Origin of the sequence: Vibrio sp. CCUG 15886, from assembly GCF_028570825.1 — a bacterium.
GTDB classification, from domain to species: domain Bacteria; phylum Pseudomonadota; class Gammaproteobacteria; order Enterobacterales; family Vibrionaceae; genus Vibrio; species Vibrio vulnificus_B.
The window spans coordinates 228,369-252,408 of sequence record NZ_JAQQBT010000003.1 but is presented as its reverse complement, the minus strand read 5'-3'; the positions used below and the strand labels follow the sequence as shown (position 1 = coordinate 252,408).

Here is a 24,040-nt window from a genome sequence, read left to right as displayed (position 1 = left end):
GAAAAATTAGCATGAACATTGATTTAAACCTTATTCCTCAAACGTTCGATATGCTTCACGCAGGTCTAGCGGCATCGAGCGTTTTATTACTACTCGTGGCGGTTTCTCGTAAATCCAAAGTGATCGAGAAAGTGGTTGAGAAGCCTGTAGAAAAAATCGTTGAAGTCGAAAAACCGGTCGAAAAAATCGTCGAAGTAGAGAAAGTTGTTGAAGTTGAGAAAGTGATTGAAAAAGTGGTTGAAGTGGAATCTAAGCTTGCCACCGCATCCACCGATTCTGCGATGCAACTGCTTTCTATCATGCAACAAGAAGCTCGCTTGATTGACTTCCTACAAGAAGATCTCACCTCATTCTCTGATGAAGAAGTGGGCGCAGCAGCGCGTGTTATTCATAGCGGTGGCCAAAAAGTCCTAAAAGAGTACGTAACGCTTGAAGCGATCCGTAACGAAGACGAAGAGAGCCGCATTGTGGTCGAAGAAGGCTTTAACCCTCAAGCGATTCGTTTAGTCGGAAACGTAACTGGTCATGCGCCATTTAACGGCACCTTAATCCACAAAGGTTGGAAAGCTTCTGCAATGACGCTACCGAAACTAGCGGAAAACTACGACGCTTCGATCATCGCACCCGCTGAGGTTGAGCTGTAATGGAAACGATGATGACACCCGCAACCGAGCAAGTGGCAAAATTCAGCGTTGGTATCGACTTAGGTACCACGCACTGTGTTATGTCATTCATGGATACCCAGGATGAGCAAGCTCGCGTACAAGTGATGGCCATTCCACAATTGACGGCGCCTGGCACCGTTGAGTCTCGTAACCAACTTGGTTCGTTTCTTTACCAACCGCATGAACATGAAATGAACCCTGCGTCACGCGTGTTGCCATGGACGACAGAGCCAACTGCTCTTGTCGGCGCAATCGCACGTAATCTGGGTGGCAAAACGCCTTTACGTTTGGTGGCCAGTGCGAAATCTTGGCTTTGCCATGGTGGCGTGAATCGCCGCGATGCGTTTCTACCAGCTGGCAGCCCAGAAGAGATTGAAAAAGTCTCACCACTGCGCGCAACCGAGCTTTATTTAGAGCATCTAAAGCAAGCGTGGGATCACGCACAGCCAAACCATCCGCTATCAGAGCAAGACGTGACCATCACAGTGCCGGCATCGTTTGATCCAGCAGCGCGCGATCTGACGGCAGAAGCGGCGCGCAATGTCGGTTTTGTCCATCTTACCTTGCTGGAAGAGCCTCAAGCCGCGCTTTACAACTGGATCGACAACAGCAATGACAAATGGCGCGATGAAGTCACTGTGGGTGACATCGTGCTGGTGGTGGACATCGGCGGTGGTACTACTGACCTTTCTCTGGTGGAAGTGACCGAAGAAGAAGGCAATCTGACCCTCAAACGCATCGCTGTCGGTGAACACATTCTGCTGGGCGGTGACAACATGGATCTTGCCCTCGCCTACAGCTTGAAGATGAAGCTGGCTCAGGAAGGCAAAGAGCTGCAACCTTGGCAAGTACAAGCCATGACGCACGCTTGCCGCGACGCGAAAGAAGCGCTGCTCAATGATGCAGAGCTGCAATCGGTACCGATTGTCGTGCCAAGCCGAGGTTCTAAATTGCTCGGCGCTACGCTGAAAACCGAGCTGACGCAGCAAGAAGTGCAGCAAATGCTCGTCGATGGCTTTTTCCCTAAAGTCGCCATCACAGAACACCCAGTTCAACGTAACCGCGGTGCACTGACCCAGATGGGCCTGCCTTATGCACAAGATGCAGGCATCACTCGCCACATTGCGGCTTTCTTGTCAAAGCAAGCGAATGCCAACAGTGAAGCGGCACCTGCACAAGATTACAATCCGTTTGTTGGTGGAATGCCGGGTATGCCTGGCGCTCAACAAGCTTCTGTCGATTTCATCAAACCGACTGCGATTTTGTTCAATGGTGGTGTGCTGAAATCAGCTCTCTTAGCAGAACGCTTAGAAGAGACCATCAACGAATGGTTGCTTGACGCTGATGCAGAGATGGCAAAACGACTCACTGGTGTCGATTTGGATCTCGCGGTGGCGAGCGGCGCGGCTTACTATGGCGCAGTGCGTCGTGGTCAAGGTGTACGTATCCGCGGTGGTATTGCTTCAAGCTATTACGTCGGTATCGAGAGCGCAATGCCTGCTATTCCGGGTATGGCCCCTCCAATGGAAGCACTGTGTGTGGCACCGTTTGGCATGGAAGAAGGCACCAGCGTTGATGTACCAAGCCAGCAGTTTGGTTTGATCATCGGACAGCCAGTGAATTTCCAATTCTTTGGCTCAACGGTTCGTCGCGACGATCTTGCAGGAACACATTTGGACCATTGGGGCCAAGATGAGCTTGAAGAGTTACCAGAAATTCAAGTGACGTTACCGGTTTCCGAAGGTCGCCGTGAAGGCGAAGTGGTGCCGGTGACATTGGCCTCACGCGTGACTGAACTTGGCACGCTGTATTTAGAAGCGATTGCGGCGGATAACGGTCAAAAATGGCACGTGGAATTTGACGTGCGTGACGATGCCTCTCTGGCAGAATAATCGAACAAAGCAAACGGCATCCGAAGGGTGCCGTTTTTAAATCAATCAAGGGTTTGTCATGGCATCTCCTCGCTATCTTGTCGGCATTGACTTAGGCACCACCAACACGGTGGTTGCGTTTTGTGAACTGACCGAGAACTTACAACAATCCAACGTCTCCCTTTTCGATATTGACCAGCTTATTGGCCCCGGTGAAGTGGTTCGTAAACCGCTACTGCCCTCTTTCCGCTACCACCCTGCCAACGGGCAAATCGCCCCGGCGGATCTCACCTTGCCGTGGGAAAGCCAAACTGTGGCTGGCGACATTGCTAATGTGATCATTGGTGAATGGGCGCGTGAACTGGGCGCAAAGGTGGAAGGGCGTCAGGTTTCAAGCGCTAAGAGCTGGCTGTCTCACCAAGCGGTTGATCGCCATTCAGACATACTGCCGTGGGCTGGGGTTAGCGATGTTGAGAAGGTTTCCCCTGTAATTGCCAGTGCCAGTTACCTTAATCACATTCGCCAAGCATGGAATCATCGCCACCCGGGCAATCTGCTCGAAGATCAAGAGGTGGTGGTCACCGTACCGGCGTCGTTTGATGAAACTGCACGTAAGCTGACCCTCGAAGCCGCTCAACTGGCAGGCTTAAGCCAAGTGCTTCTGCTCGAAGAGCCTCAAGCGGTTTGTTACGACTGGTATGCTCGCCACCAGCACAGTGCCGCAGAGTTATTAAAAGAAATCCCGCTGATTTTGGTGTGTGATGTCGGCGGCGGTACCACTGACTTAAGCTTGATTGAAGCAAAATTTAACCAAGACGCCCTCGCCTTGGATCGCATCGGGGTTGGTGAACACCTCATGCTCGGTGGTGATAACCTAGATTTGGCCCTCGCGCATTTAGCGGAGCAGCGCTTTAATCAAAGCAAAAAACTCAATGCGGCCAGCCTCACCAAACTGATTCAGCAAACACGCAAAGCCAAAGAGCAACTCCTCTCAAGTACAGCGCCGGAAGAAGTGAAGATCACCATGTTGGGCAGCGGTTCCAAACTGCTTGGTGGCACCAAGAGCATCTCGTTGAATAAACAAGAAGTTCATCAAATCGCCCTCGACGGCTTCTTCCCGCTTTCTGATTTTACTCAAACGCCGGATAAACGCCGCAGCGCCGTGGTCGAATTTGGTTTGCCTTATGTCGCCGACCCCGCGGTGAGTAAACACGTGGCCGAGTTTTTATCTCAGCACCAACAAGTCTCTCACGCTGCGTTAGGACAATCAGAAAGTGATCAACCCGCCATTCCGGTAGGTCTGTTGTTGAACGGCGGCGTGTTTAACAGTGACCTCGTCACTGCGCGGATGACAGAGTTGCTCGGTCGCTGGCGCGGCGCACCGGTCACCGTCCTTGATAACCCGCATCCAGATTGGTCTGTGGCATTAGGCGCTGTCGCGTTTGCCAAAGCCCGCCGTGGGGCACAACTCAAAATCGGTGGCGGTTCTGCTCGGTCTTACTTTTTGCATCTGCAAGAAAAAAACAAAATGGGCAAAGCGCTCTGTTTGCTTGCAAAAGGCACCGAAGAAGGACAAGAAATTCGTCTCACTGGACGACGTTTCTCGCTCACCCTTGGCGAACCCGTACGCTTTAACCTGCTTACTTCAACGCACGATGCCTTGTCCCATCATGTGGCGATTCAAAACGGCGTCATGGCGGATATCGACCCTGATATCTTCACCCCACTTCCTCCGTATATCGTTACATTGCAGGGGGAAGGCGCAGAATTAGAAGCAAACCAGAAAGAACGTGTGGAAGTTCAACTCGCCTGTCAATTGACCGAAGTCGGCACCCTGAAAATGGAGTGCGTCAGTGTCGAAGAAGAGGACAAACGTTGGGCACTGGAGTTTGAAGTCCGCAACAAAAAAGCGGAAGAACAAGAAAACGCCACACTTCACCCACGATTGAATGAGTGTAAAGAACTGATTACCCGCCTCTATAGTGGCAACAAGAAAAGTGGCGAAGGCAATGAGATCAAACTGTTAGCCAAAGAGCTTGAACGCAAACTTGGCAAGCGAGATGAATGGGACTTCACCACCCTACGCCATTTGTTTGATGCCTTTGCACAAGGTCGAAAACGTCGCCGCCGCTCTGAACAACACGAAAAAAACTGGCTACGTTTAGCAGGTTTTTCTCTTCGCCCGGGCTTTGGCGATGCAACCGATTCTTGGCGTATCGAACAAGTTTGGGGGCTCTACCAACAAGGTATCCAGTTCCAAAATCATCAAGGTTGGACCGATTGGTGGGTATTCTGGCGTCGTATAGCTGGAGGCTTGAACCAAGAGCAACAAGAAACACTGCTTGCCGACATTGCCAAGTATTTACACCCTGGCGCGATGAAAAACCCACAAACGGCAAAAGCCGCGCAAGATATGGGCTACGAAGCCATGGTTAGACTTGCCGCGTCTCTAGAGCATCTTGAAGTGGAAGATAAAGTCTTGTTAACCAGTTGGTTTTTAAGCAAGGCTCTGAATCAAAACCAATTTGAGCAAGCACACTGGTGGGCGATTGGGCGTTTGGCCTCTCGTACACCGCTCTACGCAAGCCAACATCGTGTTATTCCACGTGAGCAAGCGGAACAATGGTTACCGAAACTGTTGGATCAGAACTGGCAGAAAGAACCGATGATCGCCTTTGCTGCGGTGATGATTTGTCGTAAAACGGGTGATCGTCTCTTTGATATCTCTGAAGATTTCCGCCAACAAGTGCTCACCAAACTGAAACAGAGCCGAGTGCCGGAAGCGTGGATAAGCTTGGTCGAAGAGATCAAAGAGCTTTCTGAAAGCGAGTCTAAACGCGTGTTTGGTGATGCTCTCCCGAGCGGGTTGCGTCTGGTGACTCAGTAAACCGTCGTTCGTAAACCTCCTAATCAGCCAGCCTCATGCTGGCTGATTGTTTTTCATCATGCACCAGCCAATTAGCATCGCCCTTTCTTTGCCTGTCCCGGAGGACAAAATGATTGGCTTTCCTCGTGGCTGGAACTCTTGTTCTTCAGTTTCACTTCCACGTCTTTGTACTCCCCTTCAACGCTAGTTAATTGGCAGCCAGATAAAAATGCGCATAGACCTAGCGCAATCCATGTTTTTTTCATAGTTTTATAACCTCATGTTTTGTCGCAGACTTTACTGACTCTTGCTTTTAAAATGTCATTCGTTAGTCAACATATCGTTTGGCTTTGTTAGTCCTCGGTAAAAGCGCATAGAAAGGGAGATTGAGATTGTGAATCTAGAAAAATTTGACGACATCTATCAACGAGCCGCCGAGCGCAAAGGTGGCGAAGCAAAGCTTGAAGCCCTTTTGTCCAAACCGCTCACCCAAGCGCAAATTGCCGCTATTCCGGATGATCGTTGGTTATCTGCCTTCAGTATGAAGATTTTCCAAAGTGGCATATCTTGGAAAGTCGTGCGGAACAAGTGGCCAAATTTCGAAGAAGTCTTCTTTGGTTTTAAAGTAGCGCCTTTGTTGATGCTTTCTGATGAACAGTGGGATCTGAAAGCGGCGGATACGCGCATTATTCGCCATCATGCCAAGGTCAAATCCATTCAAGCGAATGCGCAAATGATGCACGAAGTGGGGTTGCAACACGGCTCATTTGGCCAAATGGTGGCGAACTGGCCGAAAGAAGAGATCACCGGACTATGGGCGTTTTTGAAAAAGCACGGCAGTCGACTCGGTGGTAACACCGGCCCTTACAGCCTGCGTCAGCTTGGCGTCGATACCTTTATTTTGTCTGGGGATGTAGAGGCGTACTTGCGCAGCTATAAAATCATTGAAGGCGGAAAAGAAACCAAGCGTTCGTTAGAAGCCGCAACGCAGGCCTTTACTCATTGGCAACAGCAAAGTGGTCGCAGCCTCACGGAAATTAGCCAGGTTATCGCTTATAGCACGGGAGATAACCGCGTACAAAGTGCGATTGAAGAGTAAATCATTGGGCGGGTGCGTCAACCTGATAAATCATTTCAAGGCAATCTTGCTTGTCGTTACTAAGGTTGGGGAACACCATCCACGACCTTAGTCTCCTTGCAGGTTGAAAGCCGGCCTTTTCTAACACACACAGACTCGCCGTGTGCTCAATATGAGCATAGCTCCAAACCTTGTGGTATCCGCTTGATTGTAATGCGTTCGCCATGGCTCGACACATTTCTGTCGCGTACCCCTGACCGCTGTATGTACGGTTGAGGCCAAAATGGATCTCTATTGCCGTTCCTTCCCGCTTAAGCACCATGATACCGATGGGTTGCAGGCTGGCTTTCAACACCACACTCAGCACTCGTGTATCGGCCTGCGCGTCATACCTAAATGATCGCCAAAGTTCGATGCTTCGTAAGGTAACTTCAGGATTCGGGTGTGCGGCTCTGCCCAAGAACTTAGACGCCGCAACATCGGAAAAATAACCTTGATACAAAGGCCAGGCATCGCTTATCTCAGGCCAACGGATCCTGAGGCGCTCACTTTCAACTTCCACTGTTTATTTAAACTCCTTAAGTAACGCCATATCAGGCGCTTGTGCCAGAAAACGGCTAACAACAAAGTCACCATTAGCGTTTTTGGCCTGGTACATGTCTTCGTCTGCCAGCTTCACCAGCTCCAATATTGAACTGCTCTGATCAGGATAACAACTGATACCAATACTCGGCGTTACTTGCAAGTGGTGGCCATGAAAGAGAATTGGCGCACTCATTTGTTCAGCAAACTGCTCCGCTTTACTTATCACACCGTCATAGCTCTTCAACAAATCGAGACAGACGACAAACTCATCTCCCCCTAGCCGGCCCAAGATGTCCGAATGCCTAAAACAATCAACCATTCGCTCTGCTACGCGACACAGTATTTCATCGCCAGCATCATGTCCGTAAGTGTCGTTAATTTCCTTAAACTTATTGAGATCAATAAACAACAGTGCCATTTTCAGCCCACTTCGGTTGGCTTTGATGGCTGCGTCTTCTAAAGCGGTCATAAATGCCCGTCGGTTCTTCAAACCCGTTAAGGGGTCACGCTCAGAAAGATAAACCAACTGTTCTTTTTGTGCTCTTAACTCGGTCGTTTGGCGCAGCACTTCCAACTCGAGTTGTTCTCTGGTCACGGTGATCTGTCTGAGTGAGGTTTTCATCGAATTGAAGCGATCTGCAACCACCACAAACTCTTCATCTATCCCTTTGCTACTGATGCGGCTTTCTAAATCACCGTGACTTAGTTGGTTGAATCCCGATTGCAATACTGAACAACCTTTTTTAAAACGTTTCAGGATCAGGAAAGTCACAACACTGACCAGCAGAGTAAAACACACCAGTGAGATGCCGCTTTTAACGATGACATTGGTTAACTGCCCAAGTCGTTTTTCCAACACATTTCTTTGTAGAAATGAGAGTTCTTCGTCCATTGACAGCACAATCATGTTATATCGTGAGTGCAAAAGCTCTTTTGCCGCATAATTGGCGTTGCCGAGTGAGCGCTCGTGAATCAGCAAGTCTTGAAAGGTTTTGCACATTCGTTCCAAGTTGCTCATGGTGCGGTGAAAGCCAGATGTTTGTTGAATGTGTTCTGATAACTTCTGTTGTGCCACAAACAATTGATCGTAGCTTTCCTCATCTTGGTACTGAAGAAACAAAGAGAGCTGATTTCTCAATTGTTCGAGGTTTGACTGAGTAAGATTGATCACCGCCATCTCTTGCCTGATGCTATTCTGTTCTTCATAGACGTTAAGCAAAGAGTGCGCGACAACCCCAACCACCAGCAAGGTGGAGAAAAAGAGCAGCGTCAGTTTTTGCGTTAATGAACCCATCCTTGCCACCTTTTAGTGCTGTATCGCACGCCATAACTGTGTTCGATCGATGAGTTTTCGGTAATCGGGCATCTCACCCGCCACCAATCCATTTTCTAGCGCCCAACGAGCTTGGATCTGCAAGTTTGAAAGCAAGCTATTACTCAACACCAAGCGAAATGCGTAGTCATCCCAAGTCCAAGACAACTGCCCAATCGGAATATCCAAATAACGTGCGACGATCTTCTGCGTCTCTATGGGATGTTCATGCATCCACTCTAGCGCTCGGTCTAAGGCTACCAGCACTTGCTTGTTCTCTTGAGATGCGGATTCCAACGTAGACTTTAATGCCATAAGGTTAAAAGAAAGATGGTAGATACCACGAATACTCAAATCGTGAATCTGATGAGACTTTTCATTTTGTAGCTGGTAGCCGTAGGGCTCCCAAATAGAGATCGCGTCCACTTGATGATCCAGTAACGCAATACTCATTTCGTTGGGGGGAAGGTAATGCTTTTCTATGAAAATATCTGGCGTAACGCTCGATTTGATCAACGCATCAAGATAATACTCACTGGAACTGGCTTTTATAACGCCGACCTTCTTACCATCGAGTTGACTAATTTGTTCGATATCATTTTCTTTGAGAGTGAGTAACTTTAAATCATTGTCTGACTCCACAAAGCTCGCCAACACAGCAAAATCATTTCGCTCAAAGCTGGAAAACATGACTACCGATTCCGACGCTGTCGCATATTGAACCTCACCATTAAACATCAGCTGAGCACATTTCACCCCACCATAACAAGGCAATATATCCACGCGTAGGGTTTCAGAGTCGAGATAACCAAGCTCTTTGGCAATAATAAACGGGGCGGAAAGTGGCGTTTGAGACACCGCGATGGTGATCACCGAATCAGAGTCATAAAGAGGCTTTTGACTGCTCAACCAAACAACAGCCCCTACCATGACTAACAGTAGTGTGACAAACAAACTTGCTCGGAACCGAACTAACATACTCGCCAACCAAATGAAACAGGACTCATATAAGCATAGTCTGAATTTCACATAATACTAAATGGTTATTTTTGTGCCCAAATTCACTTTTTAATCACTTAAGCATCAATTAAAACCGCAAAAGAAAAGCTTTGATTCACGTTCTAAAAATGTTGTTGATTCAAGTGTGGTTTTTCTCAGATATGAAACGTGATGTTGATTAATCTGGTCTTACACTCATATTTCGATACTTTTTTAGGACGACTTATGGCCAAAGCGAAAGGCTTTACTCTCATCGAACTGGTGGTCACGCTGGTTATCATTGGTATTATTGCCGTTACCGCAGCAGCGCGATTTCTGGATATTCAGACGGATGCTCGTATTGCGGTGCTCCAAGGCGCGAGAACGGCACTAGAAACGGCAAACAGCCAAGTGTACACCAAAGCCATTTTGCAAAACCAAGAGTCCGTCAATGCGCAGTTGGCTCCGAATATCGATCTGGACGGGGATGGTCATCCCGATCTCATTGGCTATTTTGGCCTGATCAAATACGTTATTCCGGCACAAGATCTTGCAGGGCTCGACCCTAAACTCACCATCAATAAATGGTATGGTGTGGATAACCCGGCCGAACCCTATTTTTTAATTGGGTTTGCAAACAAGCCTGTCGGTCCTACCCATCTGTGCTATGTTGAAGTGTTTTACCCCGCCAGTGCGGGAGGTGATGTCATCTATCAACTGCAAACTGCACACTGTTAAACGCAAAGCGAATCAAAAAAACACCCCAAAAGGCTCGGTGCCGTTTGAGGTGTTTTTTTTCTGAAAGGCGTTATTGAATGCTCAACTGAGAAAGTCGATACCAACCAGAGGCTTGTTTACCATCATTAGCCAAGTTCAACGGTAGCTCACCATGGCTATCAATCAATGCCACTTCAACAGCATAATCTCCACGCGTAAGAGCGTCTGGCAACGTTAAGCTGGTTCTTGTCGCGTGCTCTCCGGGTAACCATTCATTCACGTCATACTTAGATATCGCTGAAAACACGGTTTCTCCTTCACTGTTACGTAGACGATACGCTAAGTTACGGTGAATATAGGGCGGTGCGACGCCATCATTACTGAACAAGGTTTCAATAACCCAAGTGCTGCCCGCACTGAGCTGCTGCTGGTGAGACAAACTTTTGATTCTCAATCGGTAACCTAACTTGCTCAACGCGTTGTCCAGCAGCGGGCGATACTCCTCTGGGATCGGTTTCGATTTAAGATTAAGCGAAGAAGCATGCTGTGCAATGGCCCAATCTAAGCTTGCTTGGATTTCCTCTAACGTGTAGTCCTGCACGCTTCGCCATTCCTGCATGGTTCCGCAGGTTTCTAAGCTTATAGGCCCGTGTTGCCACGCCTCTTTAAACTGGCTGTCTTTTTGTTCGGCTTGCTGCAGACGGTATGGATAGTCATCTTTCATATGACTCCATGTCGTCGAGAAATGATGCCAATCTCCCCAACAATCGGCGCGCCACCCAGCCCCTTTACTCACCGCATAATTTAGGCTGTTCTCACCGCTGATAAGCATGACTTTGGGGGTTTTGGGAAACGCTTGAAAGTGCAAATCCACAATGTGATTGAGTGTTGCATCACTGTAACGCTGATGCAGTGGTGCTAGGTTGGAAAAATTACTGTTGTGCCACTCACCCCAAGAGCCAACCATACCAATATCAACGTGGCTGAGGTTAGGATTGCCATCGTAACGTTTGCCAAACGCGTTCAACAGCTTCGCCATGTAACTCATGTACACGCTGTCTTCAAGGCTCGGAACGAAAGTGGAACCATCTTCACTCCAGTCGCCCGCGATCCCTTTATTGATCAACCAGCTTGGGATTTTGCTGCCAGTATAAGGCTCATCGGCGGTCATAAAACGTATCGCAATCATCTTCGCTGGTGATTCCTGACGATTTTCCGCCAAAATTCGATCGAGCTTATCAAAAGCATATTGCCCTTCAACAGGCTCTAACTCATTCCAATAAAAACGATAGTAATCAATACCCGCTTCTGGATATTGTGCCGTGCTTAGAGTCGCGCCCCAATTGTTATGAAACGTTTCGACCCCCATTCCGGGATTGCTGATTGGCCCTGATAATTCCCTTGGATAGACCGTGACGATCCCCTCTTCAACGGGATCCGCGCCCTCAACAACGGAATTCTCCGGTTTGTTTGCACCGTTTTCCGCTTGGCCTTTTTTGGCATAGCAAGCGGTAACGGGCATGCTAATAAGCGAAGCCAATAAGAGTTGCTGGTAAAATCGAAGTTTCATTCCGTACCTTTTCGTATTGAGTATGAACTCGCTGACAACACTAGTGAATCAGACCTTTAAACCAGTCCCATATTCCTAGCGAGTAGTCTTTGAAGATATCAATCCCTAACGCTGACTTAAGCAGGTATAAAGCCAAGGCAGATAAGCCAAACAAGGTCAACAATGTGATGACAACAAACGTCACCGTAAAAAAGTTAGCCAATGCCGACTCTTCCGCTCGAACTTGTCCACGGCGGTCACGACCGCAAAGGAGAACCAAATAGTAGCGCTTGCCAAACCAGGGCAAGCTCTTACGAACATCGAGTGAATGCCGAGCCACTAGGCCGATGGATTGCACCGCTTGTTCAATGTCGCGCTTCTGTTGCTCAGTTAAGCTCTCTGCCGTTTGCTTGTCCAGCGCATGGTAAAATTGTGCCACTGCCTTGTTGGCTTTTTTCACATCCACGTTTATTTCTCCAACGCCTTCTGATAAACCGCAATGGTTTGATCCGCGATTTTATGCCAGTCGTACTTGGCCAAATAATCATGGTAATCCACGGTTTCAGCTTGCTCTGCTTGTTTTAATTTTTTGCTCAGCGCCACCACATCACCCACTGGAAAATAGTTTTCTTCCGGCAACGCAACTTCTGCATTAGCAGGAATATCACTCACAACGGCTGGCAACGAATAAGACATGGCTTCAAGCAAGGCAATCGGCAACCCTTCATGATAAGACGGCATTACAAATGCGCGCGCCTGAGAAAAGACGGCTTTCAGCTCATCACCATTTAAAAAACCGGTCATATAGACGTTTGGTGTGTTGCGTGCTTTTTCTTTTAGTTCGGCGCTATACTTCGTTTCATGATCGGTATCGCCCACCAATACTAAAGGCAGAGTGGAACCAGACTGTGCATAGGCATCAATCAGATCATGGAACCCTTTTTCTTCAACAAAGCGCCCTACCGCCACAAAATACTCTTTCACCAGCAAGCCATGCTTGGTCATCACGTCTTGTACTTGCTGCTCATCAAGTTGGCCTGACGCTTCCACACCGTTGTAAATCAGGTGGGCATCGTAACGATGGTATTTCTGTTGGATTAAATCGTTAATCACATCCGAGATCACGATCACTTCGTTTGACCAACGCACCGCGAGCTTTTCGCCAAGCATCAGAATTTTCTTAGCAAAACCACCCCATTTTTGGCGATCATAGTCAGGTCCATGGTGCGTAAAAACGACTTTCTTACCCAGTAAACGCAGCAGTGGCACTACTAAACCCGGACCAATGGCGTGAACATGCACCACTTGCGAGCGATCCACCCAGGTCGAAAGTGCCGCTAAGGTCGAGTGGATGACGGCTTCCAACGATTTTTTCTTTGGCGCCCACACCGATTTCGTCTCCACCCCTTGATACTGGGAATGTCGATAATCGACATAAGGAGAGCGTGCCAGTACGCAGACTTGAGAATCGGATTGTTCGACAACTTGAGGATATAAATGCTGACAATGTGTTTCGACACCACCTAAAACATTGGGAATACCACGCGTGCCCAATACGGTAATTTTTAATGTCATGCTTCTCACTTATTGATTAGATTTCGGTAAAGACTCATTAAGCTTTGTTGATGACGGGTCAACGAGTAACGCTGTTCTAATCGTTGACGCGCATTGTGGCCTAATTGAGCCGCCTTCTCTGGATGTTGGGCAAAAGTGTCCATTACCTCAGCCAAAGAAGTAGAGTTCCCTGCAACAAATAGATGCCCTTCCGTTCCCTCTCTTACCTGCTCTGGTATCCCTCCAATATTGGCTCCAATCACGGGTTTTCCATACGCCATCGCTTCAAGAACGGACATTGAACAGTTCTCATAGCACTCTGACGGCACCACGATCGCACTGGCTTTTTTAATCAGTTGATGTAATGCATCGCCAGATTGAAAGCCCAGAAATTCGATCATGCTGTATTGCTGTTTTAACGTGTCATGCAGTGGGCCATCCCCCACTACTTTGAGCGGCAACAAGCGTTGTGACTGCTGATAAGCAGCCGCCAGCGTCGCTACGCCTTTTTCCTGACTTAATCGTCCTAGATAGAGAAAATAACCGTCATCACTGACGTCGCTGCAATCGACGTTTTCGTCGATGCCATTGACAATCACTTCAATGTGGTTTTCTGGTAACTTGCGGCGCAAGATGCTCGCAAGAAATTCGCTCGGAGAAATAATCACGTCAAGCGCGCGATAATTTCCCGCTAAAGATTGATAGGTTGCTTCGAGTGAAAGCAACACACTTTTAAATAGAGATCCTTGTTGGCAACGGTAACGTGTCGCGTTCCAAACACTGCCATCTAGGCAGGCTTCGCAAGTTTTACCTTGGCGATACATGGTGTAACTCGGGCAAGCAATTTTCGTATCGTGTGCCGTAAGTACCGTTTTGCAACCCGCAGATTTTGCCACTTTAATCAGTGAGGGTGTCAACTGATGGTAAATATTATGAAAATGTACGACTTGTGGCTGTTCTTGCTCAATCAGTGCTTTTAGCTTGGCACACGCATCACTGTTGTGAATAAACGCCCAAGCGGTCTTCAAGCTACTGCTGATCCCATGCCCTTGGTGGTAGTCGACGTTGTCGACAAAAAAGTCGCTGTATGAGGAAGTGAGGTTTTTCTCATGCTTCATCGCGAAATCGATGATCTCGAAACCCGCCGACTGAAGCAGCTCACGCTCTTGAAAAAACACCGTCTCAGCACCACCTTTCAAAAAGAAGAACTTGTTAACCAACAATATTTTCATGCTTGCTCTCCTTTCGTTAAGGTATTTTGTGGTGCTTGATGTGGATCGTTATGAGCGGAAAACAGCCCTCGAACCAACCCTGCCGAAAAGACAGTTAGGTTTATCACGCTTTGCGCTGCATCGCGCACAGAACGATTTTTGAGCGCTTTAAGCAGAAAAAAAGCGCCAAGAGGCATGAGTGCCAGCGCAATCACCACAGGCTGCAACGTGCATAGTGATGCCAGCAGTACGCCGAGATAGAGAGTGAATATCGCTTCGTTTTTAACCGTATGCAGAGCATCGCGGAAATGCGGTTTCCCCCAAGCGCTTCTCAACAGCTCGCCCGGCGCAAATAAATACTGGCTGCGCCAGCGATATTTGAGCAATTGCCAAGTGGAGAGATCATAAGAAGTGTGGTGAAAATAAGGCTGCGCTAAGCGATGCAACTTATAGCCTGCGTGCTTCAAACGCATGCCCAACTCGGCTTCTTCATACGCGTGTAAGTTGCGGTTCGTGAGATATCCAATGCCATCAATGGCACTTTTGCGGTAAAGGCCACCTCCGCCGAGATGCGTGCAATCCCCCAGAGGGTAAATTTTGTGTAGGCGCTGCTTGCGTGATTTGAATTCGTAGCTAATGGCATCATCCATCTCGACCATACCAGCCACACCGGCATAAGTAGGATGAGAGCGCAAAAAGTCGACACCCGCTTCAATAAAGCCGGGAGCCAGTTCCATATCGCCATCCATCAAGAGTAGAAATTCACCTTTGGCATGGAGATAACCCAATTGATGGCCCACTCCACAACAACGCTCACTTTCATTCACTAGGCTGACAACGGTTGCACCCTTGGCTAGCGCGATAGATGGTGTTTCATCGGTAGAAAGGCTGTCCGCCACCAGAATCTCGTGAGGAAAAGCAGCAAGGTTTTGGCGAATACTGTCGATCGTATTCGCGATGCCTTGCTGTTCATTGTAGGTTTTAATGATGACACTGATTAATGGCTTAATGGTCATATCTCACTCTTTTTATTGATCATTCTGTGTTATCTAGCTGCGTATTACGCTTCATCACGCATCGCAAAATCACAATGGGTTACTTGCTGCCTTACCGATTGGCGAATCACCACCACCGCACCTAACGCGAAGTAAAATAGAAACTGCAACATAGGAACTAACATTAAGATTTGGCTATACGGCAGGCTGAGCAGCACGGCGATAATGAAGGCGATAAACGCCGGTTGTGATGCCAGTAATCGTCGGTCTTCATCGTTGATTGACTCGATATCGAGTTGCGGTGTTGGCAAGGCAACCCACACGATGGTGCCCACGACCGCAAAAAACAGCAGTAAACCAGCTAGCCCGAGCTCCCAAAGCATCATGCTTAGCGAGGTGGAATCCAGCAGAACATTGAACATCTGATTCAAAAAGCCCGGCGCAACTGAGCTGCCGTGGTTGGTGGCATTAAGGCCATAGCCAAACCATTGGCTTGGCCAGCCATACAAATCGCTGTTTTCTTGCCAAAAGAACAAGGTGGTCATTCGCCCCAACTCACCAGAAGGCATGATGTAATGAGGATCAAACGCGTAGGAGAGAGAGTCGATGAACACCATCAACGCTCCTTTGCTTGGGTCACCACCAAATGCCGACGCATAAGAGGCTGCCAACACCAATACCGCGATGGTGATCAGAGCCAACATCCCGCAGAGGATGATCAACACCATTTTTAGTCCGTATCGGCGCATGCCTTTCAAATAGCTGGGAACAAACCACGTAAAAGCCAAAAGCAGAGGCGAAATAAGAATGACAAACTTAATTTCACCCAACACGCAAACCGCAAACGCGGCAATGATGTGTAACAGCGTGCTGCGCTTTGTCGCGACACCATGTTTGTACTCAGACAACTTGAGCAACATGATGAGTAGACAAAACAGCCCCAGAGCGGCGGTGTTTCCGCCTCCTAGTGGATCACCGCCAAACGTGCCCACCACAGAGTCCCACTTTTCGTATTCCCCCATCGCGGCAACGCGTTTTGGCACCATGACCAAAACTTGATAAGCAATCACCGGAAATTGCAGGTAGAAAATCCAGTACAGCGTTTGAGTCACACGATAGATTTGGGATTCGCGGCAAAAGCCAAGCAATAAGCACAGTGTTATCAGCGCCATCGCCAACTCGTTTTTAAAGCCCACAATGGTGACGGTCACGCCGTTTTGTAACACGGTCGATAACAGGGCCAAGATAAACAGGGCCACAAGGCCAAACAAGATAAGCTGCTCTTGTGTATCAAGCGAAAACTGGCTGAAACGTGTTTGCATCATCAATAAAATGACCATCACACAGGCCAAAATAAATGGTAGCCACAGCACCGAACCGATGCCCGTGAAATACTGTACCAAACCGCACACCACTAGGGTTATCCAAGCGAGTCCTTGTAAGTAAAAGCCATTATTGAGTGTCACGCAGCACCTCGCTATCGCTCATACTGCGCGCTCGTTTGTTCACCGTGAGATAAATAAAGCCGTAACGCAAGGCTGATAAAGCGGCAAACGCGATAATCGACGCTTCATAGCTGGCCGACCAATACGGCATGATGACGAACGCCACCATCACCACGGCAAACTGCTCACACTGAATTCGGAAAAAATACCTCGGAGAGCCAAACACCAGCTCCACCACGGTCAGCGGACAAATCGCCAGAGCAGTGAACAGATACGGCAACATGTATTGTGAGGTAGGAACGGAGTCCAACCACTCTTGGCTGACCCATTGCTGCGCGGTGGCAAACTGCATCACCAACGGATAAAACAGGTAAACCCCAGCGGTTGCCGCCATCCCCATCATAAGCAACAACTGTCTTACCTTGAGGAACTCTGGGTAATTAAAGCGTTGGTGGCGAAAATCCACCGACCACTTTGAAAAAATCGAGTTGCGCACAGCGTTGCCAACAATCACCACCGGAGACAAACAGAAGCGGCTCACGACCGCAAAGTAGCCCGCGATCAACGGCGAAAACCAATAAGTAATCAATACGATGGGCAGATTACCGTTGACCATCGCCATGACTTCCGCGCTGCCAATGCCAGCAATATGCTGACGATGCTCACGTAAAAAGCGCCAATTAGACACCCAAGAGAAATGGCGAAGTTGGATGCGTTTAAATGGAATGGAATAGAGAAGCCACAGCGCGATCAGCACCAATAACGCCGCTGTCCACGCCCAGTAGATCTCTGCTGGCTCACGAGAAAAGTAAACACACAAGGCGACTAATACCGAAACCATCAGTCTTTGTGTCGCGAGCAGCGTGATCTTCTCATCTCGCATCAGCAGGTTTTCAGAAATCAAAATCCACGCATGGGCCAAGGTTAAACCATAGACCCAAAGCAAAGATTGCTCGAAAAGCGCGACCACAACCACCGCATAGGGCAATGCCAACACGCTGGTCTGCACAAAGCAAAACACCACATTTTGCCCTAATTGCTCGGATGACTGCTTTGGCAGCAGCAATTGCGAAGCAAAGGTCGCAATCTGCGCGCCAATCAGCACAATACTATAGGTCAGTGCGTATAGCCCTACTTCCGCCATGCCGTAGCGGTGCGAAATCAACCAAATGGAAAACGCACCAATGACTTGCGAAATAATGGATGAGCCTGCGACCGTGGTGATGCTTTTCAATAAACTCATGCTATCGACCTAGGTTATCGAGTGCCGACAATGCCCCATGCGTAACAAAAGCAAGTGACTCTTCGCTGATCAGTTCATCGGCATTCACGCGATTAAGCACCCCACCTAACAAGCAAACTCCCTCTTGCTCAAGCTTGGCAAGATCATGACGAATTGCCGTCGCCTGACGCGTATCGGCTTGAATCACTACCAACACTTGGTCTAGCCATTTAGCGATCAACTGTGCATCTTTGTTCTCATGCAGGCTGGGTAAGTTCACCACCACACGGTCGTAATGGAGTGCGAGCTGCTCAAAAGCGTGCTTGGCTCCTTCTTGACCCAGCAATAGCAACGGCGATTGCGTTAGCACTCCTCGTGGTAACCAATCGCCGCCCTGCTCCATTGGCTGTACATAATCAGACAAGGTCAGCGTTGTTGCTTGTTGCTCGGCGCCCAACCATTGCGCAAAACCTGTTGCCACAACGGATTCCTGTTCTGATTGAGACTCAAACGACAACGATAGCCCCGCTGGAGTGCGATAATCGAGATCCACCAGCAAGGTTCGATGGTTTGCCGCAAGGCTTTGTGCCATCAACTGAGCTACCAAGCTTGCCCCTTCGCCCTCACAACTGGCAACCACGCCCAAGGTTCGAGCCGTCGGTGCTTTCAGCAACACCGCGCTGTTAATGCCGTGAATGGTTTCCATCGCTTGCTGATTGCTGGCAATCAGTTTAACCAAAGCCGCGCGTTCAACGCCCTCAGCAAACTCAGGTAAATCCGCTAATGGTGCAAGGCCAAGTTTGCTAGGCAACTGAGCCAATGTGCTGACCGTTTGGTTCATGGCGGTACGCACAATCACAAACAACAAGGCGATCATCAGTGAGAGTACAAACACCATCACCAACAACAGTTTTTTGTTTGGCTTTTGTGGACGCTCCGCCGCAACCGCAGGGTCATAAATCAGTGCATCGGGTTCGCGATACTGCGCAGTAAGCGATTGCTCTTTGCTGCGTAAAAACAGGCTCTTATAAAGATCTTCCGTCTTTTGCAAATCTAGCTTCATGCTCTCGTATTGGTCACGTTTGGCCACCAAGGTGCGGAACTGCTTTTTCTGCTCGTTGAGCAGAGCTTTGTAGCGATTCTCTTTGGTGAGTGCCGCTTGATACTGCTTGTACAAGCCGTCTTTTAGCTCATTAAGCAGGTTCTTAGTTTGGCCTTCGATCGCTTGAATTTGCGCCTTGGCTTCCAGCACCTTGTTATGCTTTGGACCGTATTTGTTTTGCAAGTCGAAGAGCTTACGCTTGGCTTGAATCAGGGCAATTCGCAGATCTTGCAACTGTGGGTGACTTGAGATCTCAGGAATCGCGGCAATGTCTTCCAACGGCGCATCGATATTGTTGAGCACAATTTCATACTGAGCTTGAGCCGCCAAACGACGCTCTTTCGCATCAGCCAGTTTGTTGGTGGTGATGCCCAACTCTTCCGTTTCAAAGCCATCAATGCCACGAAAAGTTAACAAGCCCTCTTTGTCGAGGAAGTGCTCCATCTCTTTCTTTTTGGCTGCGACTTGTTCACGCAGCTCCGCCATTTGGCTTTCATTCCACTGTTGAGCAGTTTGCGTTTTTGCCATTTTTTGCTCAACGCTGTAGTCAATGAAACCCTGCGCAACAGCGTTGGCAATGCGCGCTGCTTCTGCGGCGTCTGACGATTCGTAAGAGACATAAACCAATTGCGTCAAACGCACCGGCGTGAATGTGAGCCCTTTACGCAATGTTTTGATCGCGTTGTCCATACGCTGTTGCTCTGGCAACTGCCAGGTCAAGGGCGACTCTGAGATTATCTTGTCGCGATTGTATTGACTGTTTTCGTCCAGCTTAAGCTGCTTTACCACACGCTCAAGCACCACGCGAGACTGCATCAGGTTCAGTTGCGTTTCGTAATACTGAGCACGAGTTGAATCGTAGCCATCGACCTGCTCAATCGGCGTGGCGTTGTCAGCTTGTGCTTTAAGCAACACCGCCGCGGTCGAGATGTACTTTGACCCCATCGACATGATCAAAGGCACGCAGGCTCCGGTAACCAGCGCAGTAAAAAGCACTATTTTTAATCCATTCTTTTTCAACGCTTTAAGAAACGGCGTAAAATCGATACTGTTTTCAACTTTCTTGCCGCGCGCGACCATTCCTGCTGCCATATTAGAAAAAGCTCTGTTCTACAATTACAGTGTCACCCGGGTTCACAGGGTGCGTGAGTTCAACATCTTCAATCAGCTCCAAAGTCGAGCCTGAACGGATATTGATATCGCCTTTGTCGGCGCGATCGGTAAAGCCACCCGCCATGGCGATGGCCTGTTCAACGGTTAAACGAGGCTGGTATTCATAGCCATTTGGCTGCTCAACCTCGCCAGAGATATAGAACAAGCGAAATGACTCAAGATTGACCGTTACCATCGGGTTAAGAAGGTAATCTCCGCGTAGACGGTTTTCGATCTCAGTTTCAATCTCGCTCGGCGTTCTACCAGTTAGCTTCACTTCACCAATGTAAGGGAAGTTCACTAGGCCAGCTTTACCAATTTTCAGTTTCATCGATAAATCGTCTTCACCATAAACGATGATCTCGATTTTATCGCCAGTGCCTAAGAGGTAATCATCCAACGATGCATCGCGCTGTTCTTTCTGAGTCACTTGAGGAGATGAGGGGGCGTCTAACGTTTCCGCCATCCCTTGCCCAAGCCATAACAGACTGAATATTAAAAGAAGTACTCTTTGCATCTTTCCAAACCTTTTTATATCTGCAACTTCAATTGCAATTCGATGAACGACTGGTCGTATCCTAATTGGCGCTCAACCCACTCACTTGATCCGTTGCTACCAATGTTGAAACGGTCAACGTCTTCGTTCGAGTCCATTCCATTCCACTGATAATTCATCTCGAGACGAACCGACGGTCTAAAGTCGTAACCCAACGACACTTTGACGATCTGCGTTTCATCTCGGCGGTCATTGTTGGCCATACGATAATCTTCCGCTTCATAGCCATACTCGATTCGCGATGATAGGCGTTTCACCCACCATTGATGCTGCCAAGCAACGCCGTAGTGACTATTGAGGATGTAGCCCCCTTCTTCACTCGGATCTTTGATGCGTTGCCACGTATACAAAGTAAACATTGAATGTTTCACTGGTCGCCAATTGGCTTCCACATCCCAGTTAACCCCTCGAAACGTCTCAGCTTCGCCGTTGTTCGGGAAGCTTTTTTGCAGCAATGCTGTCTCCGCTTCCAAGGCCGTTTTGCCGGTCAGTTCGGTTTTTACGCCAAACAGCAAGTAGTACTCGTTGCTGTTTTTTCTCTCGTTTTCTTCATAATGTCGTTGATTGGTGATGAAGCTATAACGAAAGCGGCTATGACTGCTCACTTGGTCAAACAAATCCACCACTAAGCTGTCTTCACGCCACTGCTGCTCTTCAACGTAACGGAGAAAATTCGCATTGGCTTTGGCAATATCGTCGGTATCACGAAAGCTGAGCTGCTTGCTTTGCAACATCACTTCCAACTTGCCACGACCTTGTAATGCGCCGTAGCTGTAGCGCAAACTGGTATCAAACATACTATTTCTCAGGCCATGCTGAGAAAATCCGTATTGTTCAAACTGACTTTCGCTAAACCCTTGCGTGAGTTCATCACCCCGCTCTTCTTGATCATAGGTTTGCGAGATGTTCCATGTTAGCCCGTGTTTTTGGCCAAAACGCCATGCTCCTTCGAACTGCAGAAAATGCCGTGCATAATCATCAGCCGGCGAATCGGCGTATTGGCGGTATTCTCCGCTGTAAGCCAACAGATAACGATCTTCCCCTCGAACACCAATCGCCTGAAGGTAAGGCGCTAATTGAACATAGTCAGATTGCGGTGCCTGCTGAGCATCTTTCTGATACGTCACATTGTCATTTGAGCCGTAGCTCGCAGCAAGCTGCGACTGAAAATCGATGCCTGCAATGCCAATATGCGACTTCGGGGTTAGCTCTGCATTAACTGGCAAACAAACGAGCAACCCGAAGATGGCACTAGTAAGCTGTCTCACTAACAAAGCCTTTGAATACCGTCATGAAAATAATTTTGATATCCAACCACAAACTCCAGTTTTGCATGTACTGAATATCGTATTGGATTCTCTTTTCCATTTTATCGACCGTTTCGGTTTCGCCACGGTATCCATTGATTTGCGCCCACCCCGTAATACCAGGCTTAATTTTGTGTCTGATCATGTAGTTATCGACCAACACTCGATATTCTTCATTGTGAGCAACCGCGTGTGGTCGAGGCCCAACAATCGACATCGAGCCTTGCAGTACGTTGATAAACTGCGGCAGTTCGTCTAGTGAGGTTCGGCGGATAAAAGCGCCAAATTTGGTCACGCGCGGGTCATTCTTGGTGGCTTGCGTCACGACCGCATCGTTTTCCATCACGCGCATTGAACGAAACTTCCACACTTTGATTTTCTTGCCACCAAGGCCATAGCGGTCTTGCTTAAACAGTACCGGGCCAGGAGAGCTAAGCTTCACACCAACGGCAACCGCAACCAGTACAGGCAAGATCAAAAAGGTGATCAGCGAACCAATGATGAGGTCTTCGACGCGTTTGAAAAACGCCCCCACCCCATCAAAAGGCGAGGCAAAGACGCTGAAGGTTTGCACACCACCTACCGATTTCACCTTAGAAACCGACAAGTTATAGGTATAAAGATCTGGCACCAGATACGTATCCACGGTGCTGTCAGACAATGCATCGAGATAGTTGCGGATGCGATCTTTGGCCACCATGGGCAACGCTATGTACACTTCATCCAGTTTGCGTTCTCGAGCAAGCTCTAACGCAACGTCAACTTTGCCCTTGTACGGCGCCTGCGTTAAATACCCAAAACGCTCTTCCTGTCTGTCATCATAAAACGCCAGCTCAATATCATTTTCGTTGTAGTCTCGCACTAATGATTGGGAAATCGCCAATCCCGCTGGCGTAAGGCCAATGATCGCAATGCGTTTTTTACGATTAGCCAGCTTAATAACCGCTCGCACAACGGAAATGATAGAAACTCGGAAAAGGCTCAAGAAAGCCAACACCAGTACATACCAGTAGTTCAACAGTGTTGGATTAAGGTTTGTGATGGAAATGCCTTTTAGTCCCAAAAAACCAAATCGCACAAACACCATCATAAAAGCAGACAGGAATATTACAGCGCACAGTCTGGCCAGTGATGCACGCACTCTGCGTATGCGAGATTGCGAATAGAGGCCCAGATATTCACCGCCAAGCAGAAAGATAATCGAAAAGATAAATCCTGCAGTGACATCAATGGCGGTTTCCTCTTCCCCGAGCAAAGCAATGAAGATGAAGAGTGAAAAGTTGATGAGAAGGAAGTCGGCTATTTTCAATAAAGTAGCGTATCCATCATCGGCAAACTTTAGTGCTTTATTTGAAGTCATTACGAGAACCTATCTACAACCTTGAAACACATAGACCTTGTTAAAAAACACAAGTCGATATTGATACGAATGATTGTTTGGATGAGAAAAAACGGTCGCAATGTACATAAATTTGACACAAGCACTGTCAAGAAGTTGTCAAATTAATATTTCAAATAATCGACATTGATCACTCAAATAAGTAACAACACTAAAGCATTCGTCGCACCAATGAGACGTTGCGAATTCAGAAGCATATTACCGAGCACGAGCGAATAATGCGAGGAGATATGGCGTAAATCGTTGAATACATCCGATTTTTAGATCTTATCGTTGGTAACAAAAACACCAAAGAAAAAGTCGACACACAGAATTGCCAGCACGCCGACCCACAATAACAAGGCGTTGGGCAATCGCATCTTTGACTTTGATTGCCTGTCTAAATACAAACTAATCACTTTGGATCAAGTAATTTTTCGACGAACATCACGTAGTGACGGGTAGATCATAAAACTATCAATATGTGTTGCAAAATT

General features: G+C 48.2%; 20 protein-coding genes. 5 read left to right on the top strand and 15 right to left on the bottom strand.

What is annotated here, in order from left to right:
* Positions 1-11 precede the first annotated feature (11 nt).
* From PQQ36_RS09660 to PQQ36_RS09650, 3 genes are read left to right on the top strand one after another with little or no spacing between them, the layout of a single operon-like run.
* Positions 12-644 carry a DUF2760 domain-containing protein gene (locus PQQ36_RS09660; RefSeq protein WP_045621834.1) on the top strand — a complete coding sequence of 211 codons (633 nt, stop codon included), beginning with the start codon at positions 12-14 and terminating at the stop codon, positions 642-644.
* Positions 644-2,557: an Hsp70 family protein gene (locus PQQ36_RS09655; protein ID WP_206625316.1), complete on the top strand. Its 1,914-nt coding sequence runs from the start codon at positions 644-646 to the stop codon at positions 2,555-2,557. The genes PQQ36_RS09660 and PQQ36_RS09655 overlap by 1 nt, the downstream gene beginning before the upstream one ends.
* Positions 2,558-2,615: 58 nt before the next feature.
* Positions 2,616-5,423 (top strand): Hsp70 family protein, encoded by a 2,808-nt coding sequence (locus PQQ36_RS09650; protein ID WP_206625317.1) that lies wholly within the window; start codon positions 2,616-2,618, stop codon positions 5,421-5,423.
* 71 nt (positions 5,424-5,494) lie between these two features.
* Here the strand turns inward: PQQ36_RS09650 and PQQ36_RS09645 are convergent, their stop codons facing one another.
* Complete coding sequence (locus PQQ36_RS09645; RefSeq protein WP_013571524.1) at positions 5,495-5,668, bottom strand: hypothetical protein; 174 nt, start codon at positions 5,666-5,668, stop codon at positions 5,495-5,497.
* A gap of 128 nt (positions 5,669-5,796) precedes the next feature.
* On the opposite strand from PQQ36_RS09645, the gene PQQ36_RS09640 reads away from it, so the two are divergent.
* Positions 5,797-6,501: a DNA-3-methyladenine glycosylase I gene (locus PQQ36_RS09640; protein ID WP_273661017.1), complete on the top strand. Its 705-nt coding sequence runs from the start codon at positions 5,797-5,799 to the stop codon at positions 6,499-6,501.
* Between the two features lies 1 nt (position 6,502).
* Here PQQ36_RS09640 and PQQ36_RS09635 read toward each other — a convergent pair whose 3' ends face one another.
* The 3 genes from PQQ36_RS09635 to PQQ36_RS09625 are packed head-to-tail and all read right to left on the bottom strand — an operon-like array spanning position 6,503 to position 9,307.
* A complete protein-coding gene (locus PQQ36_RS09635) occupies positions 6,503-7,042 on the bottom strand; it encodes a GNAT family N-acetyltransferase (RefSeq protein WP_273661015.1) in 540 nt (179 codons plus the stop codon).
* A 3-nt stretch (positions 7,043-7,045) separates the two neighbouring features.
* Positions 7,046-8,359, bottom strand: a complete 1,314-nt coding sequence (locus tag PQQ36_RS09630) for a diguanylate cyclase domain-containing protein (protein ID WP_224635066.1) — start codon at positions 8,357-8,359, stop codon at positions 7,046-7,048.
* A gap of 12 nt (positions 8,360-8,371) precedes the next feature.
* Positions 8,372-9,307 (bottom strand): ABC transporter substrate-binding protein, encoded by a 936-nt coding sequence (locus PQQ36_RS09625; RefSeq protein ID WP_072604821.1) that lies wholly within the window; start codon positions 9,305-9,307, stop codon positions 8,372-8,374.
* A gap of 294 nt (positions 9,308-9,601) precedes the next feature.
* Between PQQ36_RS09625 and PQQ36_RS09620 the strand changes: the two genes are divergently transcribed.
* Positions 9,602-10,093, top strand: a complete 492-nt coding sequence (locus tag PQQ36_RS09620) for a pilus assembly FimT family protein (RefSeq protein WP_273661013.1) — start codon at positions 9,602-9,604, stop codon at positions 10,091-10,093.
* Between the two features lie 70 nt (positions 10,094-10,163).
* Here PQQ36_RS09620 and PQQ36_RS09615 read toward each other — a convergent pair whose 3' ends face one another.
* The 11 genes from PQQ36_RS09615 to PQQ36_RS09565 are packed head-to-tail and all read right to left on the bottom strand — an operon-like array spanning position 10,164 to position 23,525.
* Positions 10,164-11,642 carry a DUF4832 domain-containing protein gene (locus PQQ36_RS09615; protein ID WP_273661012.1) on the bottom strand — a complete coding sequence of 493 codons (1,479 nt, stop codon included), beginning with the start codon at positions 11,640-11,642 and terminating at the stop codon, positions 10,164-10,166.
* Between the two features lie 40 nt (positions 11,643-11,682).
* On the bottom strand, positions 11,683-12,087 hold the full coding sequence (locus PQQ36_RS09610) for a hypothetical protein (RefSeq protein ID WP_206625320.1): 405 nt from the start codon (positions 12,085-12,087) through the stop codon (positions 11,683-11,685).
* A 2-nt stretch (positions 12,088-12,089) separates the two neighbouring features.
* Complete coding sequence (locus tag PQQ36_RS09605; RefSeq protein ID WP_165386823.1) at positions 12,090-13,196, bottom strand: glycosyltransferase family 4 protein; 1,107 nt, start codon at positions 13,194-13,196, stop codon at positions 12,090-12,092.
* A 5-nt stretch (positions 13,197-13,201) separates the two neighbouring features.
* A complete protein-coding gene (locus PQQ36_RS09600) occupies positions 13,202-14,407 on the bottom strand; it encodes a glycosyltransferase family 4 protein (RefSeq protein ID WP_061058707.1) in 1,206 nt (401 codons plus the stop codon).
* Positions 14,404-15,402 carry a glycosyltransferase family 2 protein gene (locus PQQ36_RS09595; protein WP_206625321.1) on the bottom strand — a complete coding sequence of 333 codons (999 nt, stop codon included), beginning with the start codon at positions 15,400-15,402 and terminating at the stop codon, positions 14,404-14,406. Before PQQ36_RS09595 ends, PQQ36_RS09600 begins: the two co-directional genes overlap by 4 nt.
* A gap of 44 nt (positions 15,403-15,446) precedes the next feature.
* On the bottom strand, positions 15,447-16,847 hold the full coding sequence (locus tag PQQ36_RS09590; protein ID WP_273661010.1) for a capsular biosynthesis protein: 1,401 nt from the start codon (positions 16,845-16,847) through the stop codon (positions 15,447-15,449).
* Positions 16,834-18,069 (bottom strand): lipopolysaccharide biosynthesis protein, encoded by a 1,236-nt coding sequence (locus PQQ36_RS09585; protein WP_273661009.1) that lies wholly within the window; start codon positions 18,067-18,069, stop codon positions 16,834-16,836. The genes PQQ36_RS09590 and PQQ36_RS09585 overlap by 14 nt, the downstream gene beginning before the upstream one ends.
* A gap of 1 nt (position 18,070) precedes the next feature.
* Positions 18,071-20,242 carry a GumC family protein gene (locus tag PQQ36_RS09580; protein WP_065090280.1) on the bottom strand — a complete coding sequence of 724 codons (2,172 nt, stop codon included), beginning with the start codon at positions 20,240-20,242 and terminating at the stop codon, positions 18,071-18,073.
* 1 nt (position 20,243) lies between these two features.
* Entirely contained in the window at positions 20,244-20,819 is a 576-nt protein-coding gene (locus PQQ36_RS09575) for a polysaccharide biosynthesis/export family protein (RefSeq protein ID WP_047109716.1), read from the bottom strand.
* A gap of 14 nt (positions 20,820-20,833) precedes the next feature.
* Positions 20,834-22,132, bottom strand: coding sequence for a capsular biosynthesis protein (locus PQQ36_RS09570; protein ID WP_045596512.1), 1,299 nt, complete (start codon positions 22,130-22,132; stop codon positions 20,834-20,836).
* A complete protein-coding gene (locus tag PQQ36_RS09565; protein WP_273661008.1) occupies positions 22,110-23,525 on the bottom strand; it encodes an undecaprenyl-phosphate glucose phosphotransferase in 1,416 nt (471 codons plus the stop codon). The genes PQQ36_RS09570 and PQQ36_RS09565 overlap by 23 nt, the downstream gene beginning before the upstream one ends.
* Positions 23,526-24,040: the final 515 nt, after the last annotated feature.